This window comes from Nonomuraea sp. NPDC048901, from assembly GCF_040649695.1.
Lineage (GTDB): Bacteria > Actinomycetota > Actinomycetes > Streptosporangiales > Streptosporangiaceae > Nonomuraea.
Genome location: NZ_JBEZFW010000005.1, coordinates 538,844 through 556,075, shown reverse-complemented (window position 1 = coordinate 556,075; position 17,232 = coordinate 538,844). Strand labels below are relative to the sequence as shown.

Below are 17,232 nucleotides of genomic sequence, written 5' to 3'. Positions count from 1 at the left end.
CCACGGCTAGAGCTCGTCGATCTCGGTCGGGTTGGCCAGGTAGGCGACCTCTTCCTCGGTGGCCGCGCCACGCAGCACCCAGACGTCGTCCAGCTGGCCGCGCCAGTTCTGGCCCGTTGGATAGGCGCCGCCGGTTCTGGCCCGCCCGAGTTGAACTGAGGTGATGGGCGCGAAGACCCGGGTGTTCTCGCGGTACGACACCGTCGGGGCCTCGGCGGCGTCCTCCCGCACGCCGTTGACGTACAGCGTGATCCGGCTGTTGAAGCCGTCGTAGACGACCGCCAGGTGGTCCCAGTCGCCGAAGCCGCCCTGGTGGAAGCTGGAGTGCTCCACCGTCGCGGTGGTCGCGCCCACCCCGTCCACGCTGGGTACGTCCAGGACGTAGCAGCCCTTGGCCGCGTCGTAGCGCACCGCCACGGCGCTGTTGGTGGCGCCGGCGAGGCCGAGCACGGTCATGGACCTGGTGGGAGTGCCCGCCGTCTGCACCCACGCCGACACCGTGAAGCTCTCGGCGCTGTCCACCACCGCCCCGTCGGCCGCGGCGTAGTCCCCGTCGCCGCCGGGAAGGTCGAGCGCTCCGGCCACCTGGCCGTCGGGCGGGGTCACGACGGCCAGGGCGGGATCGGTGGTGATCTTCGCGGCGCCGGCCAGCGTGACTGGGTGCTTGACGGCCACCGGCGCGGAGTCGGGGCTGGTCGCCGGGGTGCCGGTCGCGGTGTTGAGCCGCCAGCGGCCGAAGATGTCGGACTTGACGGCGAACAGGTCCTGCGCCTCCTCGACCGAGACGATCCGGTCGTAGACCCGCACGTCGTCGATCGCGCCCGTCACATAGTCGACCGCTGCCCCGTTCCACTTGGACCGGCCGATCTGCAGCCCGCCTCCGGCCTGCCACACCGGTGGAAGGTCGTTGGAGCCGCTCTCGACGCCGTTGACGTAGATCCGGAGTTTCCCGGCCACGACGTCCTGGATCCCGACCAGGTGAGTCCACTGGCCGAGTGTCGCCGTGGCGGCCGAATACGCGGTGAGCGTCGTCGGAGCCGTGACGTCGGCCGCCGTCCGCATGAACGCCCACTTCTTGTTGGCGGCCCGGTACTTGAGATAGAAGCCGCTCTGGTTGGCGCCGTCCTGGCTGACGATCGTCATGTCCGTGGCGGCGGTGGTCGGCAGCTTCACCCAGGCCGCGATGGCGAAGTTGCCGGTCGTGTTCAGCACCGGGCCCGCGGTGGAGGCGTACGCTCCGGGCCCGGTGAGCTGCATGGCCGTGCCGATCTGGCCGGGGACCGCGAGAGTGGCGCTGCCCCGCACAGTGGCGGAGAGGGGGCCGCCGCCCTCGCCGTAGACCCGCTCGTTGCCCGCCGGCTCCTCCAGCCGCCAGTGCGCCGCGAGCTTCCGGCCTTCCGGTGTGGAACCGGCGGCCAGGCTCGCCGCGTCGGCGTCGGACAGGGCCTCGGCGAACACCTCGACCTCGTCGACGTCGCCCGGCCAGTTGTTCGCGTACCCGCCGTCGTACAGGCTGCGCCCGATCTGGAACGCGCCCCTGGCATCGAGTACGGAGGTGACCGGGGTCTCGGCCGCCTTGGTGCCGTTGACGTACAGCCGGAGCATCTTGGCGGGCGCGTCGTACACGCCGGTCAGGTGGGTCCAGACGTTCAGCTCCGGCGGCGTGGGCGCGATCGCCCCCGTCCACGGACCGCTTGCGCCCTTCACGTCGTTCGCCGGGGTCTTGAACACCCATGAACTGGGGGCGGGATTCACGCCGAGCTGGAAACCGCTCTGAACGGACGCGTCCTGCGCCAGAACGTTGTAGAAGGCGTCGTTCTTGCGCAGCCGGACCCATGCCGAGACGGTGAAGCTCTGCGCGGTGTCGGCGACGGCGAGGTCGGTGGCGGCGTAGCCACCGGCGTAGCCGTCGAGGCTGAGTCCGTTGCCGGCCTTGCCCTCCCCGCCGAGGGTGGCCCCGGCGCCGGACCGGGCCGCGATCCCCGGGGTCTCACCTGTGAGCGTGGTGGAGCCGGCGGGTTCGTCCAGTTTCCATCGTGTCTTCTCCGGGGCGCCCTCGCTCACCCAGAACCGGTAGTCGCCGACCGAGAAGTTCCCCGCCGCGTCCCACACGGTGATGTACAGGGTGTTGACGCCGGGATGCGTCGGGACCACCCTGACCATCTGCGGGTTGGCGGCGCGGCTGACCGCCGAGGCGGGGGCGGGGGTGGTGTTGAGCGCGTAGGCGTACTTGGTCACCTCGGGGTCGAAGGTGATCGTGAACGACCCGTAGCGGCCGACGCCGTCGCGCGCGCTCACGTCCGGGTCGTCGGGGTTCAGCTCCGGGTACTCGGGCGAGACGACCACGGGGGTGCGGGGCGCCGTGGGGTCGTAGCGCAGGTAGCAGTTGGTGGCGGCGCCGCCCGAGCTCCACGGGCTCCACGCCACGCCGTCGTAGGCGCGCACCTGGTAGTTGAAGTCCGTGTTCACCGGGATCAGGCCCGAAGGCACCTGCGCCGAGAACGACGAACGGTGCGAGCCCTTGGCCGACTGCTTCTTGGGGGTGGTGGTGCGCCACTGGTGCTCGGTGCCGGCGGCGTCCTTCCACGACACCAGGAACTCGGCGTTGAGCTTCTCCCCCTCGGCGCCGCTGTTGTCGGGGTCGGTGAGGTTGTCGGCGTACAGCATCGGCAGCCGGTTCACCGGCGTGGTGTGGCCGTAGGCCGGGCAGGGTCCGCCGGGGCTGGAGTGCAGCTGCTTCATCTGCGGCTGCGGCGGGGTGCTGTTGTAGTACACGCGTAGAGTCGCGTCCCCGTCGAACCGCTTCCAGCCGTACTCGTCGTCCTCGTGCCCGGCCCGCAGGCCGAACGTCGTGCTCGACCAGCCCTTCTTGGCGGCCTCCTTGACGGCCGACTCCACGTTGAAGACCACATCGCCCGCCGGGCAGCTGCTCGAATGGCCCTTGGCGACGTCCCGGTAGGTGAGGTAGTCCGCCCAGTTGTCGGAGGTCGAATTCCAGGTCGAGTTCTTGCCGAACGCGGTGGTCCGGTAGATGTGCACCGATCGCCCGTCGCAGGACGGCGCCCAGGTCTCCTTGACCGAGAACTCCGCCGACAGGATCTGCTTGCCCGCCAAACGGCTGGTCGGCATCCGGTAGAACAGCCGCTTGACATGGGAACTGCCGCAGTAGGCGCCGGCCGGGGGCAGGCTGATGGGGCAGCGCCCCATGCCCTCTTCGGTGAAGGTGTAGTCCTCCCAGCCTCCGCTGGAGACCATCAGGTTGGCGGACTCGCCGGGCGCGTACCACATGGGGTCGATGTAGATCGGGAACTTCGCGTCCGGGGAGGTGAGCAGCCCCTGGTCCGGCTCGAGCGTCATGCGCCCGGCGTCGGCGCTCGTCTTCATCACCGCGACGCGTGAGGTGTCCCCCGGCGCCGCCGCCGACGGCCTGCGCAGCCCTCCGTTCCCGGGCGTCGCCGAGGCGGCCAATGCCCCGGCGGGCTCGCTCGAGTCCCACATCTTCGGCGGCGGCGCCCTGAACACCTCGGCGCCCGTCACCGGGTCGAGTGCCGATTGGTCGCCTCGCGTGTCCGCCGCCAGCCGCAGGTCCGGCGCCGACAACCCGAACTGGAGCTTGGCCAGCCGGGGATCGCGCGCCGCTTCCGGCGTCTTCACCACCAGCACATGGGACGCGCCGTCCGCGGTGGCCCGGACCCGCAGGTCGACGTCGGGCCCGAACACGCCCCGGTACACCGCGGTGTCACCGTCGAGTTCGGGTGCGGGCAGGCGGCCGGGCCACGACAGCGACATCCGGCGGCCCGCTCGGGTCATCGACAGCATGGGCGCGTCGCCGCCGCCCGATAGCCGCAGATCGACAGTGGTGGCCGCGGGCCGGATGGACCCGTCGGGATCCCTCCGCAGGGTGGTGTCGATGCCGACCCACGTGCCGTCCTTCAAGGTACGGACCGGTTTCAGGTGCTCGACCGCGACGAACCCGCCCTGTGGTTGCGCCCGCACCTCACGTCTCTCGCCGCGCAGGCCGAGGACCTCCACCGGCTGCCCCGACTTCCTGGCAGTCCGCGCCGCTTCGGCCTCGGTCACCTGGGGCTCAGGACCGGCGGCCCGCGCTCCCCGTCCGGGGGCCGCACCCCAGGACGGGACGGCGAGGCATGACAAGGTCATGGCCGCCATCGCTGACACCGCCGCAAGGGCCCAACGAGTTCTCAACACCGCGCTCCCACCGGCTCCCCGTTGACGTCGGCCGCCAGACTCTTCTGGCGGCCGAGATCAAGAGTGGCGGTGACCGGTAGTAAGCCCGTTCAGATCGTGTAGACACCGTGTAGATCCGGTGTTGTCGCTCTACCCGGTCAGGTCGGGTCGGTGACCATTGACCGGTTCAGCGGTCCACGAGCACCCGGCCGAACTCGACCTGCGAGGTAGCGCCGGCGAAGTTACGATCGACCTGGGCCCGTTCGGCCGCGCTCGGATTCGCGTTCGTGCAGCTCACCGGAGCGCTGGAGCCGGACATCAGGTCGGAGCAGAGGCCGGTGCGCCGGTCGGGCAGGCCTAAGATGTGGCCGATCTCGTGAGCCGCGATGCGCACGGGGTTGTAGCCCTGTGAGGTGGCCTCCCTGCCCATCCAGATGGTGCCCCGGCCCAGGCTCGTGGGCAGGGTGCGGGGCCAGCCGTTGTCGGCGACGACGACGAAGTCGGCGGGGGTGCCTGCGACGAGGCGGACGTTCGTGACACTGGAGTTCCAGATCTGCGCGGCCTGGTCGACCGCGCCGCGGAACTCGGCCGCGCGGCCGGCGTCGTACCGGAGGGTCCTGAGCAGGGGCGCGGCCTGTGCGGGCGAGGCGGCCAGTAAGAACGCGATGGTGAGGATGAGAGAGAGCGCGAGACGCAGGGGTTTGTGCATCGGGTCTCCTCGGACAGTGGGGGTGCTGTCACGGTAGGCGCGCCGACGCCGTCCGGGGATAAGCCAGTTTGCCCCTATTGCCGTGGTATGGCGGAGCCGATGTCGCCATACCAGCGGGTGATGGCCTGTGCCGAGGGCCCGGCGCTTGTCACGGGCTCAGGTACTGCTCGCGCAACGCCGTGATCAGCTCGTCGTCGGCGCCGAGCCGGTCGGCCGCGTAGTCCCGTACGGAGCCATGGCCGGCCGCCAGGTCCGCCAGGCAGAGCCGCATGATCTCGCCCGGCGCGCGGCCGTAGCCCGGCCACTTCAGCGTCCGGTCCGGATGGGCCGCCCGCCAGTCGGCGACCAGCCGTTCGGTGGCCAGTTCGGTGAGGGCGAAGTCCTCGACGATGGTCTCCTCGTCCACCCCCAGCAGGGACAGCACCAGCGCGGCCAGCAACCCGGTACGGTCCTTGCCCGAGGCGCAGTGCATGACGAGCGGAGCGCTCTCCTCGGCGGCGATCACCTTCAGTGCCTGCCCCAACTCCTCGACGCCGTCCAGCGCGACCTCGGCGTACCGGTCGGCGAGGAAGCGGGCGGTGTCGATGTCCGCGCCCAGCTCGGCCTGGTCGTAGGGCTGATGCTCGATGCTGAGGTTGTGGTAGGTCAGGCCGTCGCTGTCCGGTACGCGGCCCCTGGCGGCTATCTCCCACGGGTAGCGCAGGTCGATCACCGTACGCACGCCCAGGTCGAGAAAGCGCCGCCAGTCCTCGCCCTCGAGCTTGGCCAGGGAATCGGAACGGTACAGGCGCCTCCAGCGCACCGTACGACCGTCGCGGGTGCGGTAACCGCCCAGGTCCCGGAAGTTGTGCAGGCGCTCGAACGCGATATGCCTCATCGAGCACACCTTATGAGGTAGGCGGGACCTATGGACGTAGCCGGGAAACATGCCCAGATTGGTGGACATATCCAACTACGCCCGGAGGTACGCGTGAAGCGTGTCATCGTCCTGGCTGCCTGCACCCTCGTGGCGACCGCTATGGTCAGCCCCGCCCAGGCAGTCCGGACCGCAACCGCCTCAGCAACCGAATACATCGTCTTATACAAGGAAGGGGTGCGGCCGGACGTCGCCCGCAAGGCCGTCCAGGCGGCCGGCGGCACGGTGGTCAAGGAGAACACCGCGGTCGGCGTGGCCACCGTCTCCACCACCGACACGGGCTTCGCCGGCGCCGTCGCCGCGAACGCCTCGATCGAGGGCGTGGCGCACAACCGCTCCATCGGAACGGTCCCGTCCGCCGCCCGCTCCGCCGCCAAGGCGCGCAAGGCCGGCGACGCCGTGGAGAAAGCCGCTGACGGCGCCCCGGCCGCCACCACATTCGGCAAGCCGGGACCGACGGCCGAGCCGCTGTCGGAGCTGCAGTGGGACATGAAGCAGATCCACGCCACCGCCGACGGCTCCTACCGCTACGAGCAGGGCGACCCGGGAGTGCTGGTCGGCATCCTGGACACTGGCGTGGACGCCTCGCACCCGGATATAGCACCCAATTTCAATCGGGCTCTGAGCCGTAACTTCACGGTCGACATCCCGGTCGACGCCAACGGCGAGCCGGTCGACGGGCCCTGCGAGGACGAGCCGGACCACTCCTGCACCGACCCCGCGGACGTGGACGAGAACGAGCACGGCACGCACGTGGCCTCCTCCATCGCCTCGCCCATCAACCGGCTCGGCGTGTCCGGTGTGGCGCCCAAGGTGTCCATCGTCAACCTCCGGGTCGGCCAGGACTCCGGCTTCTTCTTCCTGCAGCCGAGTGTGGACGGGCTGACGTACGCGGGCGACCACGGCATCGACGTGGTCAACATGAGCTACTACATCGACCCGTGGCTGTTCAACTGCGTGGACAACCCGGCCGACTCCCCCGCCGACCGCGTGGAGCAGGCCACCATCATCAAGGCGACCCAGCGGGCGCTGAACTACGCCCACGACAGGGGCGTGACGCTGGTGTCCGCGGCGGGCAACGGCGGCACCGACTACACCAAGGAGCTCGTCGACGGCTCCAGCCCCGACTTCGCCAGCGTGCCCGGCGAGGCGCCGTACGACCGGACGATCCCGCCGAGCTGCGTGTCCATGCCCAGCGAGGGCAACCACGTGATCGCGGTCTCGTCCACCGGCATCAGCAAGCGCAAGGCGTACTACTCCGACTACGGCAACGGCTACGTGGACGTGGCCTCGCCCGGCGGCGACGCCTACGACAACCCGGCCAACACGCGTGACGTGACCAGGGCGACGCTGGCGGCCTATCCGAAGTCGCTGGCCGTGGAGAACGGGCAGCTCAACCCCGACGGCACGCCGAACACCCCGTCCGTGGTGCGCGACTGCCGCGGCTCGGTCTGCGGGTACTACACCTACCTGCAGGGCACCTCGATGGCCTCGCCGCGGGCCGCGGGCGTGGCGGCGCTGATCGTCAGCCGGTTCGGCCACCGCGACCGCGCTCACGGCGGCCTGACCATGAACCCGGACGCGGTGGAGGCGGCGCTGAAGACGACCGCCACCAAGACCCCGTGCCCGGAGCCGCGGGCATTCACCTACACCCGGATCCTGCCGGACGGTACGACGACGACGGCCACGCACACCTGCGAGGGCGGCAGGTCGCGTAACGGCTTCTACGGCTCGGGCATCGTCGACGCGTTGAACGCGGCCCGATAGCCCCACGGCATGACCGGTGCGCGTCCGCGAAAGCGGACGCGCACCGCGTCCGCGGAGTCGAACGCGCACCTGCACCCTAGGCGCGGCGGCCCCGGGCGAGGAGCCAGAGCAGGAGCGGCGCCCCGAGCACGCCGGTCACCACGCCGACGGGCAGCTCCACGTCCGGGATGAGGCGGCGGGCGATGAGATCGGCCGCCAGGACCACGAACGCCCCGGCCAGCGCCGAGGCGATCGGCGGTGGCCAGGCGGTGCGGGCCAGCCGCTGGGCGATCTGCGGCGCGGCCAGCGCGACGAACGCGATCGGCCCCGCGGCGGCCGTGCCGAAGGCGACCAGCGCGACGCCCACCAGCAGCAGCGTCAGCCGCGCCCGCTGCACCGGCGCGCCGAGCACCACCGCCACCTCGTCGCCGAGTTGCAGCGCCCGGCTCCAGCGGCCGAGCAGCAGCGCGACGGGCGTGAGCACGGCCAGGGCGAGCGCCAGCGGCACGGCCTGGCTCCAGGTACGGCCGTTGAGGTTGCCGAAGAGCCAGCCGAGCGCGGCCTGGGCCTGGAAGGTGTTGCTCGTGACCATGAGGTATTCGGTGGCGCTGGTGAAGATCCACGACAGGCCGATGCCGACCAGCACGATCCGATACCCGGTGGTGCCGCGCCGCCACGCGAACAGGTACGTGAGCAACGCGGCGAGCACGGCCCCCGAGAATCCGAGCGCCTGCACGCCGGGCCCCGATCCGATGCCGAGCACGATCCCGGCCACCACGGCGACGCCCGCCCCCTGGGTGACCCCGATCATGTCGGGGCTGGCCAGCGGGTTGCGGGTCATGGTCTGGAACAGGGCGCCGGACAGCCCGAACGCGGCACCGGTGAGCACCCCGGTCAGCGCCCTGGGCAGGCGCAGCTCCCGTACGACGAACAAGATGCCCTGGTCGCCGGTGCCGAGCAGCGATTGGACGACCTCGCCGAGCCCGAGCGGGAACTCGCCCAGCCCGATGCCGAGGCAGAAGGCCAGGAACGTCACGGCGGCCAGCGCCAGGCACAACACGACCACCCGAGGGCGCAGCACGCCCGACACGGGCGGCGTCGAGAGGCGGAAGGTGAGCTGGCTCATCACAGCTCCGCCAGCCGCTGGCGCCGAGCCAGCACGATGAAGAACGGCCCGCCGATGAACGCGACCAGCAGCCCGGCCTGCACCTCGATCGGCGGCACGACGAGGCGGCCCAGAATGTCGGCGGCCAGCAGCAGGCATGGCGCGAGCAGCGCCGACAGGGGCAGCAGCAGCCGGTGGTCGGTCTCGGCTCCAGCGCGTCTTGCGACGGCCCGCGCCAGATGCGGCACGACCAGGCCGACGAAGACGACGGGTCCGATGGCCGCGACCGCCGCGCCGGTGAGCAGCATCACGGCCGCCGCGCCCTGGAGACGCACGAGCCCCACCCGGCGGCCCAGCCCGCGCGCCACGTCGTCGCCGAGCGCGAGGCTGTTGAGCGCGGGCGCGCAGGTGATCGCCAGCACGGCCCCCGCCACGATGAACGGCAGCAGTTGCGGCAGCACGCCGGAGCCGTGCCCGGACAGCGACCCGGCGGACCAGAAGCGGTAGCGGTTCAGCGATTCGGGATCGACGAGCACGATGGCGCTGGTCACCGAGCTGAGCAGGAACGTGACGGCCACCCCGGCCAGCGCCAGCTTGACCGGTGCCATCCCGTCACGGCCCATGCCGGCCATCGCGTACACGACGAGGCTCGCCAGCAGCGCGCCCGCGAACGCGAACCACACGAACCCGGACAACGCGCTGATCCCGAACAGGCCCATGGAGATCACCACGCCGAACGCCGCGCCCGCGCTGACGCCGAGCACCCCGGGGTCCGCCAGGGGATTGCGGGTGAGCGCCTGCATGAGCGTGCCGGACAGGCCGAGTGCCGCCGCGGCGAGCACGCCGAGCAGCGTCCGCGGCACGCGTACGGACCAGATCACCTCCCGCGTCTCCTGGTCCGCGCCCAGGCCGCCCAGCGCCCTGACCACCTCGCCCAGGGGGATCTGGCGGGCGCCCAGGGCCAGCGACAGCAGGCAGATCAGGGCGAGGGCGCCGGCCGACGCCACCACCAGGACGGCCCGCCGGGTCACGAGGTGAGCCCGACCTCGGTCGCCGGGTTCCCGTCGACGGCGGCGGCGAGCCGCGGCACCAGCGTGTCGAGCACGTACGGCAGGCTCAGCACGGTCAGGAAGGACACCGAGTTGCCGAAGTCGGTGCCGTCCTGCACGAACACCTCGCGTCCCTCCTTGACCACCTTGAGCCCCTTGTAGACGGTGTCGGCGCGCAGGGTGGCCTTGTCCTTGTCGGGGTCCGTCACGCTCCAGAGGAGCGCTCCGGTGTCGAGCAGGTCGAGGCGTTCGCGGCTGATATTCGCGCCGAACTTGTCGCCGATGGCCTGGTCCAGGTCGGCGGGCAGCTTGAAGCCGAGCGAGGTGAGCAGGCGGGAGCGCGGATCCTGGCTGCCGAAGACGAAGTAGCCCTCGTAGACCGTGCCCATCAGCCCGGTCTGTCCGGCGAACTCCGGATGCTCCTTCCGTACGGCGGCGAACCGGTCCTCCACCTGCTTGACCAGCGCGTCCGCCTTGGCGGGCTCGCCCACGGCCACGCCGACCTGGTTGGTCACCTCCTGCCAGGAGATCCCGTAGTCGATGTGCTCCTTGGGCTGCGCGACGGTGGGTGCGATCTTGGACAGGGTGGTGTACTGCTCCTGGGTCAGCCCCGAGTACAGGGCCAGGATCAGGTCGGGGCGCAGGGCCGCGATCTTCTCCATCTGAGGGCCGCTGCCCGTGTCCTTCAGCACCTGCGGGACCGCGGCGGAGCCGAGCTTGGGCTTGGCCCAGGGCCCGATGGCGCCGGGATACCCGCCGAGCCACTCGGTGGTGGCGACCGGCACGATGCCGAGAGCCAGCAGGGCGTCCTGCTCGACGAGGCCGACGGTGACGATCCGCTTGGGCTTGGCGGTGATCGTGGTGCTGCCGTACTTGTGATTGAGGGTGGCGGAGAAGGCGGAGGCCGCCGCCACGGGGGCCTGGGGCATGGCGGAGCCGCATCCGGTGACCAGGGCGAGGGTCATGGCGGCGAGCGCGTACAGGACGCGGGTCATTACCGGGGACTCCCTTACTCGTTGTGCTCGGCGCGGCCCAGCCGCCAGTACCCCATGAAGGCCACGGCGCGCTTGTCCATCCCGCGCTCGGCGACCAGGTGCCGTCTGAGCGACTTGATCACCGCCGCCTCGCCGGCCAGCCAGGCGTACAGCGGGCCGTACGGCGCCTCCTCGGGCACTTCCCACAACTCCTCCACATCTACGTCGATGTCCTGGAAGGAGTCCGGAGTGGGGAGGGGCGGGAGCAGCCGGTCGGCGGCGGCTCTGACGGCGGGCACCAGCAGGGCGCCGCGCTCCTCGTCGGCGCGGGCCAGCCAGGTGACCTTGACGCCGCTCGCCGTCTCGACCGGCAGGAAGTCGTCCGCGCAGGGGACCTCCATGAGCGCCTCGCCCTCGTAGGCGGCCGGCAGCCGTTCGAGGATGGAGCAGATCGCGGGGACCGCGGTCTCGTCGCCGGCGATCAGCACCGCCCCGGTGTCGGCGGGCGGGTGGAACTCCAGGCCGCCGTGCGGCCCGTCGTGGCGGGCGTCGGGGCCGAGCAGCACCGCGACGGCCCCGGGCCGCACATCGGCCGCCCAGCGGGCCACCGGGCCGTCGCCGTGGTCGTGCATGACCACGTCCACGTCCACCTCGCGGGCCTCGGGGCGTACGAGGCGGGCGGTGTAGGTACGGAGCGGGTTGCGCAGCGCGTCGGGCAGGCCGCGCCAGCGCGGGAACCAGTCGGGACCGCTGGGCAGGTGCTCCAGCCCGTGCCCGTCGACCGGCAGGATGAGCTTGATCCGCTGGTCGAACCCGTTGTCCGCGAAGTGGTGCAGGTCCTCCCCCTCGAACGTCACGCGCAGGAACGTCGGGCTCAGGCGTGCTAACCGGTTCACGCGTACGTCGAACATGCGAAAGGGCTCGATCATCGTCAGCTCCACCTCGATCCTTTAAGGTGAGGCTAACCTAACTCATACTGATCGACCAGTCCCGTCCGGGCACGGCAAACGCCCCCGTCCCTCCAGCCCGGGACGGGGGCGCCTGCCATTCCGAGCCCTATGTCCGGCGGACTCGGAGGTCAGCGACATGACGAGGGCGGCGGCGCCGCCGAGCATCGCCCGCTCCGTCGGCGGCGCCGCGCCCGGCATGCGGACGGGGGGACGGAAGCTTGATGCAGGACATTAGGCGGCGAGGGGCGGCGTCGCGACAGGGCTCGGCCTAGGGATATCCCTAGGCGTCCTTGATCGCCTGTTTAACCCCCACCGGCAGCACGTCGAAGTGGACCACCACGCGGCCGGTCGCCGGATCCGGAGCACCCGGGGACTCGAGGTCCCTGCGGTCCGCCACGGCCCGGTACCTCTCCAGGACCTCGAACACCTCCTCACGCATCCGCGTCGTCTCGGCCACGGTGAGCCGCATCGACCGCCGGCCGAACCCGCTCGCCCGCACCCACTCCTCGGGAGTCGTCGCCTCCTCCTCCCGCCAGCGTGCCAGCTCGGCACCGCGCTGCCGGATGAGGTCGTCGATCAGCCGGGCGAACGCGTCGACCGTCTCGGCGTCGGCCGACGGGTCGGTCGAGGGATCGCCGTAGGAGAAGCCGCCCGGCACGATCCGCCAGTACTTCTCCTTGCCCTTGCCTAGCTCGGGGACCGTCTCGATCATGCCGTGCCGGGCCAGCTCACGCAGGTGGTAGCTGGTCGCCCCGGTGTTCTGGCCGAGCAGCCCGGCCAGCCGGGTGGCCGTCGAGGGGCCGTGCTCGTCGAGCAGTTCGTAGATGCGCAGTCGCAGCGGGTGCGCGAACGACTTCAGCGCGTTCGCGTCGAGCGCCCTGGCCGAATAGTGCTTGCTCTCCATGCCTGTGCACACCTATCTTTGCAAAGAAACCTGTGCATAGTTTTCCTTACACACTATCGGAGTAGGCCATGCCACGTCTCGGCCGATCGTTCGGCTTCCTCCTGTCGTCGACCGCCCTCTCCAACCTGGCCGACGGCGTGCTCAAAGTGGGCGCGCCCCTCCTGGCCGTGTCGCTGACCCGCTCCCCCACGCTGGTGTCGCTGACGGGAGCGGCCGCCACGCTGCCGTGGTTACTGTTCGCCCTGCACGCGGGCGCGATCGCCGACCGGCTCGACCGCAGGCGGATCATGGTGCTGGCCAACCTCGCCCGCTCCGCCGTGCTCGCGGCGACGGCCGCGCTCGGGCTGCTCGGGCTGGTGAACCTGTGGGTCATGCTGGCCGCCGTACTGATCGCGGGCGTGGCCGAGGTCTTCGCCGACACCTCGGCCCAGTCGGTGCTGCCGATGGCGGTGCCGCCGGAGCGCATCACGGCGGCGAACGGACGGGTGCAGAGCGCCCAGATGATCGGCAACGAGTTCGCCGGCGCGCCGATCGCGGGCCTCCTGGTCACGCTGCTGCCCGCCGCCGTCTTCGGCGCTCCAGCCCTCCTGTACGGCGCGGCGGGCCTGCTCCTGCTGGGCATGAGGGGCTCCTACGGAACGGCCGCCACAGCGGGCCCCAGGCGCTCGCTGCTGCGCGACATCGTGGCGGCGCAGCGCTATCTGTGGTCCCAGCGGTTCCTGCGGACGCTGGCCGTCTCGGCCGGCCTGTTGAACTTCGCCAGTGCCGCCTACTTCGGGGTGTTCGTGCTGTGGGCCGTCGGCGACGGGTCGCGGATCGGGCTGTCCCCCAGCGGGTACGGCCTGATGATGACCGCGATGGCCGTCGGCGCGGTGGCCGGATCGCTGGTCTCGGAGCGGGTCTCCGGGCTGCTCGGAGAGGGCCGGACGCTGGTCGGCGCCTGGCTGGTGAGCGCTCTGCTGTACCTCGTGCCGGTGCTGTGGCCCGTCGCCTGGCTGCTGTATCCGACCTCCGTGGTGTGGGGCGTCATCGGGGCCGCCGCGAACGTCCTGGTCATCTCCACACGGCAGCGGCTGATCCCGCCCGAACTGCTCGGCCGGGTCAACTCCGCCTACCGGCTGATCGGCATGGGCGGGATGCCGGTGGGGGCCGCCCTCGGCGGGGTGGTGGCCGAACTCGCCGGGCTGACCGCCGTGCTTCTCGGCGCCACGGGCGTCTGTTTGGTGGGCGTGGGGCTCGTGTGGCGCGCCTTACACGATCGAATTTCCCACCCTTTGACCAGCACACCTTCCGTTCCCGACACATTCAGATCACGTTAGTCACACTTTGGCCTACCTCGAGATGACATGATTACCCCGAGCAATGAGGGGATGGCATGCGGGAGATCGGCGGACGGTACCTCCTTAACGAGGAGGCCGGTCGTGGAGGTATGGGAGTCGTCTGGCGGGCTTTCGACCAGCTTCTCCACCGGGAGGTGGCGCTCAAGGAGCTGACCCTCAGCGGTGAGGCCGAGATGGTCCGCCGCCGGGTCCTCCGTGAAGCGCGGATGGCCGCTGGCCTCACCCACCCGAACATCGTCACGGTCCACGACCTCATCGAAGAGGGCGGCAAGCTCTGGATCGTGATGGAGTACCTCGACGGCCTCTCACTGCACCAGCTGCTCTCCCAGGTGGGGACGCTGCCCGCGCAGTCGGTGGCGGCGATCGGCCAGCACCTGCTGGCCGCGCTGCGTACCGCCCACCAGGCAGGGGTGCTGCACCGCGACGTGAAGCCGGCCAACGTGATGCTGACCGGCGACCGCGTGGTGCTGACCGACTTCGGCATCGCCACGGTCGAGGGCGACATCCGGATGACCACGTCCCGGCGGCTGCGCGGCACGCCCGCGTTCATGGCCCCCGAGCGGCTGCACGGCGGCCCGGCCAGCAAAGAGGCCGACATGTGGTCGTTCGGTGCCACGCTCTACAGCGCCATCGAGGGCCAGCCGCCCTACCCCGGGCAGGACGCGGCCACGGTGCTCGGCATGGCCAGGAGCGGCGGCTACCCGCCGCCGCGCCGGGCCGGGGTGATGCGGCCCCTCATCGAGGGCCTGCTCCACCACGACCCGGTACGCCGCTTCACGCCCGAGCAGACCGCCGGCTTATTGGCCGGCATGCGCGCCAGCAGCTACCCCGCGGCGATCTGACGGGGGTTCATTCCTCCTCGCCGCGCTTGGCGCGGGCCTCCGCCTCGGCGGCGTCCATGGCGGCGGCCTCCTCCGGCGTGGGAGCCGTGCCGCCGAGGTGCTGGGGCTGCCACCACACGCCCGGCGGGATCTCCGGGTAGGTGCGCTGGGCCCGGTCCACCAGCTCCGACATCCGCGCGTGCAGGTCGGCGACGTGCTGGTCGACGTTCTCGCCGCGCTTGGGGTGGATGGGCTCCCCGATCAGGATCGTGATGGGTACGTGCCGCAGAGTGAGCTGCTTGGACCGGCCCTTGGTCCAGATCCGCTGACTCCCCCACAGCGCCATCGGGATGACCGGGACCTTGGTCGCCTGAGCCATGCGGATGGCGCCGTTCTTGATCTCCTTGACCGTGAACGACCGGCTGATCGTCGCCTCGGCGAAGACGCCGACCACCTCTCCCGCCTTCAGCATGCGCAACGCCGTCGCGTATGACCCCGCGCCCGCGCCCCGGTCGACCGGGATGTGGTGCATGCCGCGCATCAGCGGCCCCGAGATGCGGTGGTCGAACACGTCCTGCTTGGCCATGAACCGCACCAGCCGCTTGGCGGGCACCGCCCCGAACCCGGCGAAGATGAAGTCGAGATAGCTGATGTGGTTGCTGACCAGCACCGCTCCGCCAGTGCGCGGAATATGCTCAGTCCCCTCCATGTGGAAGCGGTAGTCGAGCACGCGAAAGAGGGTCCGCGCGGCGGCGATCACCGGCGGGTACACGATCTCAGCCATGACCAGAAGGTAGCCTATTCACCCCGGTCGGACGGTAGTCGGCAGGTTGATCAGGCCCCGTACGCTGCCATGCGTGGTGCACGCCCATCACCTCCGAGATCACGTCGAGCGGCAGCTTGGCCGACAGATCCCGGGCGAAGTCGAACGTCCCCTGCCCCAGGCCCTGCTCGACATAGCCGCAGGCGCTGATCGACATAGCCGCAGGCGCTGATCGACCGCATGCGGGTGTGGTCGGGCGGATCCGCGGCCAGGAACGACAGCATCGTGCGCGCCTTCGGCCCCAGACCCCGTTGTCGAGCACCGGTGGGTACGGGTTTACGGCAGGGCCGTGGGGACTGTTGGCGAGTTCCACCCTGCCCACGCCAAGAGGCTTGTCTTTCCGGGGAGCGGGCAGAAGTTTCTCATCATCAACTACCACCGGTTGAAGCTGGTGGTTTGCTCTCACGGTCCCATCTGGCTGAAGGGAGGCCGGTAGCGTGTGGCTGGTTGATAACAGCCCAGCCCGCAACGCCGCGTGCGGCGATGTTGCGGGCCGCGATGTGGTCGGCGTGCCCAGCGAGGCCACACCTTTGGCAGACGAACCGGCCCCGCGCCGGCCGATTCGACCTGCTGATATGCCCGCAGTCCGGGCAGGCCTGCGAGGTGTAGGCGGGGTCGACCAGGACGAAGGCGATCCCGGCCCGCGCGGCCTTGTAGCGGGTGAACGCGGCCTGCTGGGCGAAGGCCCACCTGTGCAGGGTGCGCCGCTGGAACCGATGAGCCCTTACCCGGCCGCGGATACCCTGAAGATCCTCCAGGGCGACCCCGCGGCCGGTGCGTTCGGCTTCACGCACCACAAACGTCGAGATTTGGTGGTTGAGGTCGGTCATCATCCGGTGCTCACGCCCGGCAAGGCGGCGCAGCACCCGCCGCGCCGCAGACGTGCCCTTCGCCTGCAACCGGCGACGTTGCCGGTGCCGCCGCTCCCGCAGGGTGCGGACGTGGCCGTTGCCGCCGATCGGCCCGGCCAGGGCGGGGCCGGGCAGAACCGCACCATCGCCGGTGACCGCCAGGTTCGCCACCCCTTGATCCACCCCAAGAAAGCCGCCGACCGGCTCACGCACCACCGGTCGGGGCAGCGTGACGGCCACCTGAAGCAGCCACACACCGCGCCGGCAGATCAGGTCGGCTTCGCCTACCGGCAGCGCGTCCACGGCCTTGAGGTCTTCCGGCCGACCGGTATAGGAGACGGTGACGCGGCCGGTGGGGGTCCACAGCGACACGGTCCGGGCGTCCCGATTCCAGCTCATCAGACGGGCGTCATAGGGAACCGCGCCATGCGGGCGGAAGATGTGAGCGCGCTTCTTGGTGGCGCGCCGGTTGGCGTAGGCCGCGGCGACCCGGGCGATTGCCCGCACGGCCACTTGCGCGCCCAGCCCGGTCACCTGCGCACGCACCTCGTAGTAGGCCAGCCGATGCAGCTCCACCACGGCGAACGTGCGGTGCTGCCAGGCCAGGCGGGAGACGACGGTGGCCGCCTGATTGCACAACAGCACCGCCGCAGCCAGCGCCTCGGCCTGGGCCGCAGTGGGCGTGAGCCGCAACTGCACGATCGAGGGCAGGCCGTTGCGTTTGGTGGCAGAGCGGCGGATCGCCATCACGCACCTCCCGTCACAGCGGCCTCACCCACCGCACATATTACCGAACGCAACCGAGCCTTTCCATACTGTTTTCGAAAGGAGGGGCGGCGCTTCCTCCCAACCTTGA

At 70.8% G+C, this 17,232-nt stretch carries 14 protein-coding genes; 3 read left to right on the top strand and 11 right to left on the bottom strand.

Translation table 11 applies throughout. The annotated features are described in order from the left end of the window. Positions 1-6: 6 nt before the first annotated feature. From AB0C30_RS20170 to AB0C30_RS20160, 3 genes are all read right to left on the bottom strand, one after another. Complete coding sequence (locus AB0C30_RS20170; RefSeq protein ID WP_357945800.1) at positions 7-4,170, bottom strand: LamG-like jellyroll fold domain-containing protein; 4,164 nt, start codon at positions 4,168-4,170, stop codon at positions 7-9. Between the two features lie 205 nt (positions 4,171-4,375). Then, the gene (locus AB0C30_RS20165; RefSeq protein WP_357945797.1) at positions 4,376-4,897 is read right to left on the bottom strand and encodes a snapalysin family zinc-dependent metalloprotease; all 522 of its coding nucleotides are present in this window, start codon (positions 4,895-4,897) and stop codon (positions 4,376-4,378) included. Positions 4,898-5,045: 148 nt separating this feature from the next. Further along, positions 5,046-5,774 carry a tyrosine-protein phosphatase gene (locus tag AB0C30_RS20160; protein ID WP_357945794.1) on the bottom strand — a complete coding sequence of 243 codons (729 nt, stop codon included), beginning with the start codon at positions 5,772-5,774 and terminating at the stop codon, positions 5,046-5,048. A gap of 93 nt (positions 5,775-5,867) precedes the next feature. Between AB0C30_RS20160 and AB0C30_RS20155 the strand changes: the two genes are divergently transcribed. Beyond that, positions 5,868-7,580, top strand: coding sequence for a S8 family serine peptidase (locus AB0C30_RS20155; protein WP_357945792.1), 1,713 nt, complete (start codon positions 5,868-5,870; stop codon positions 7,578-7,580). 76 nt (positions 7,581-7,656) lie between these two features. On the opposite strand, the gene AB0C30_RS20150 is transcribed toward AB0C30_RS20155, so the two are convergent. The 5 genes from AB0C30_RS20150 to AB0C30_RS20130 all read right to left on the bottom strand — a co-directional run bounded on the left by AB0C30_RS20150 (position 7,657) and on the right by AB0C30_RS20130 (position 12,541). Continuing rightward, positions 7,657-8,685: an iron chelate uptake ABC transporter family permease subunit gene (locus tag AB0C30_RS20150; RefSeq protein WP_357945790.1), complete on the bottom strand. Its 1,029-nt coding sequence runs from the start codon at positions 8,683-8,685 to the stop codon at positions 7,657-7,659. After that, positions 8,685-9,695 (bottom strand): iron ABC transporter permease, encoded by a 1,011-nt coding sequence (locus AB0C30_RS20145; RefSeq protein WP_357945788.1) that lies wholly within the window; start codon positions 9,693-9,695, stop codon positions 8,685-8,687. The genes AB0C30_RS20150 and AB0C30_RS20145 overlap by 1 nt, the downstream gene beginning before the upstream one ends. Beyond that, positions 9,692-10,708, bottom strand: a complete 1,017-nt coding sequence (locus AB0C30_RS20140) for an iron-siderophore ABC transporter substrate-binding protein (RefSeq protein WP_357945785.1) — start codon at positions 10,706-10,708, stop codon at positions 9,692-9,694. The genes AB0C30_RS20145 and AB0C30_RS20140 overlap by 4 nt, the downstream gene beginning before the upstream one ends. Positions 10,709-10,722: 14 nt before the next feature. Next, positions 10,723-11,616 (bottom strand): siderophore-interacting protein, encoded by an 894-nt coding sequence (locus AB0C30_RS20135; protein ID WP_357945783.1) that lies wholly within the window; start codon positions 11,614-11,616, stop codon positions 10,723-10,725. A 301-nt stretch (positions 11,617-11,917) separates the two neighbouring features. Further along, positions 11,918-12,541 (bottom strand): helix-turn-helix domain-containing protein, encoded by a 624-nt coding sequence (locus AB0C30_RS20130; protein WP_357945780.1) that lies wholly within the window; start codon positions 12,539-12,541, stop codon positions 11,918-11,920. Positions 12,542-12,609: 68 nt separating this feature from the next. Here AB0C30_RS20130 and AB0C30_RS20125 point away from each other — a divergent pair, with 68 nt between their 5' ends. Next, positions 12,610-13,860: an MFS transporter gene (locus AB0C30_RS20125; protein ID WP_357945777.1), complete on the top strand. Its 1,251-nt coding sequence runs from the start codon at positions 12,610-12,612 to the stop codon at positions 13,858-13,860. A 56-nt stretch (positions 13,861-13,916) separates the two neighbouring features. Further along, on the top strand, positions 13,917-14,723 hold the full coding sequence (locus AB0C30_RS20120) for a serine/threonine-protein kinase (protein WP_357945775.1): 807 nt from the start codon (positions 13,917-13,919) through the stop codon (positions 14,721-14,723). A gap of 7 nt (positions 14,724-14,730) precedes the next feature. Here the strand turns inward: AB0C30_RS20120 and AB0C30_RS20115 are convergent, their stop codons facing one another. The 3 genes from AB0C30_RS20115 to AB0C30_RS20105 all read right to left on the bottom strand — a co-directional run bounded on the left by AB0C30_RS20115 (position 14,731) and on the right by AB0C30_RS20105 (position 17,123). Continuing rightward, positions 14,731-15,486 carry a lysophospholipid acyltransferase family protein gene (locus AB0C30_RS20115; protein ID WP_357945772.1) on the bottom strand — a complete coding sequence of 252 codons (756 nt, stop codon included), beginning with the start codon at positions 15,484-15,486 and terminating at the stop codon, positions 14,731-14,733. Beyond that, positions 15,479-15,682 (bottom strand): hypothetical protein, encoded by a 204-nt coding sequence (locus AB0C30_RS20110; protein ID WP_357945769.1) that lies wholly within the window; start codon positions 15,680-15,682, stop codon positions 15,479-15,481. The genes AB0C30_RS20115 and AB0C30_RS20110 overlap by 8 nt, the downstream gene beginning before the upstream one ends. Before the next feature lie 211 nt (positions 15,683-15,893). Next, complete coding sequence (locus tag AB0C30_RS20105) at positions 15,894-17,123, bottom strand: transposase (protein ID WP_357945766.1); 1,230 nt, start codon at positions 17,121-17,123, stop codon at positions 15,894-15,896. Between the last annotated feature and the right edge of the window lie 109 nt (positions 17,124-17,232).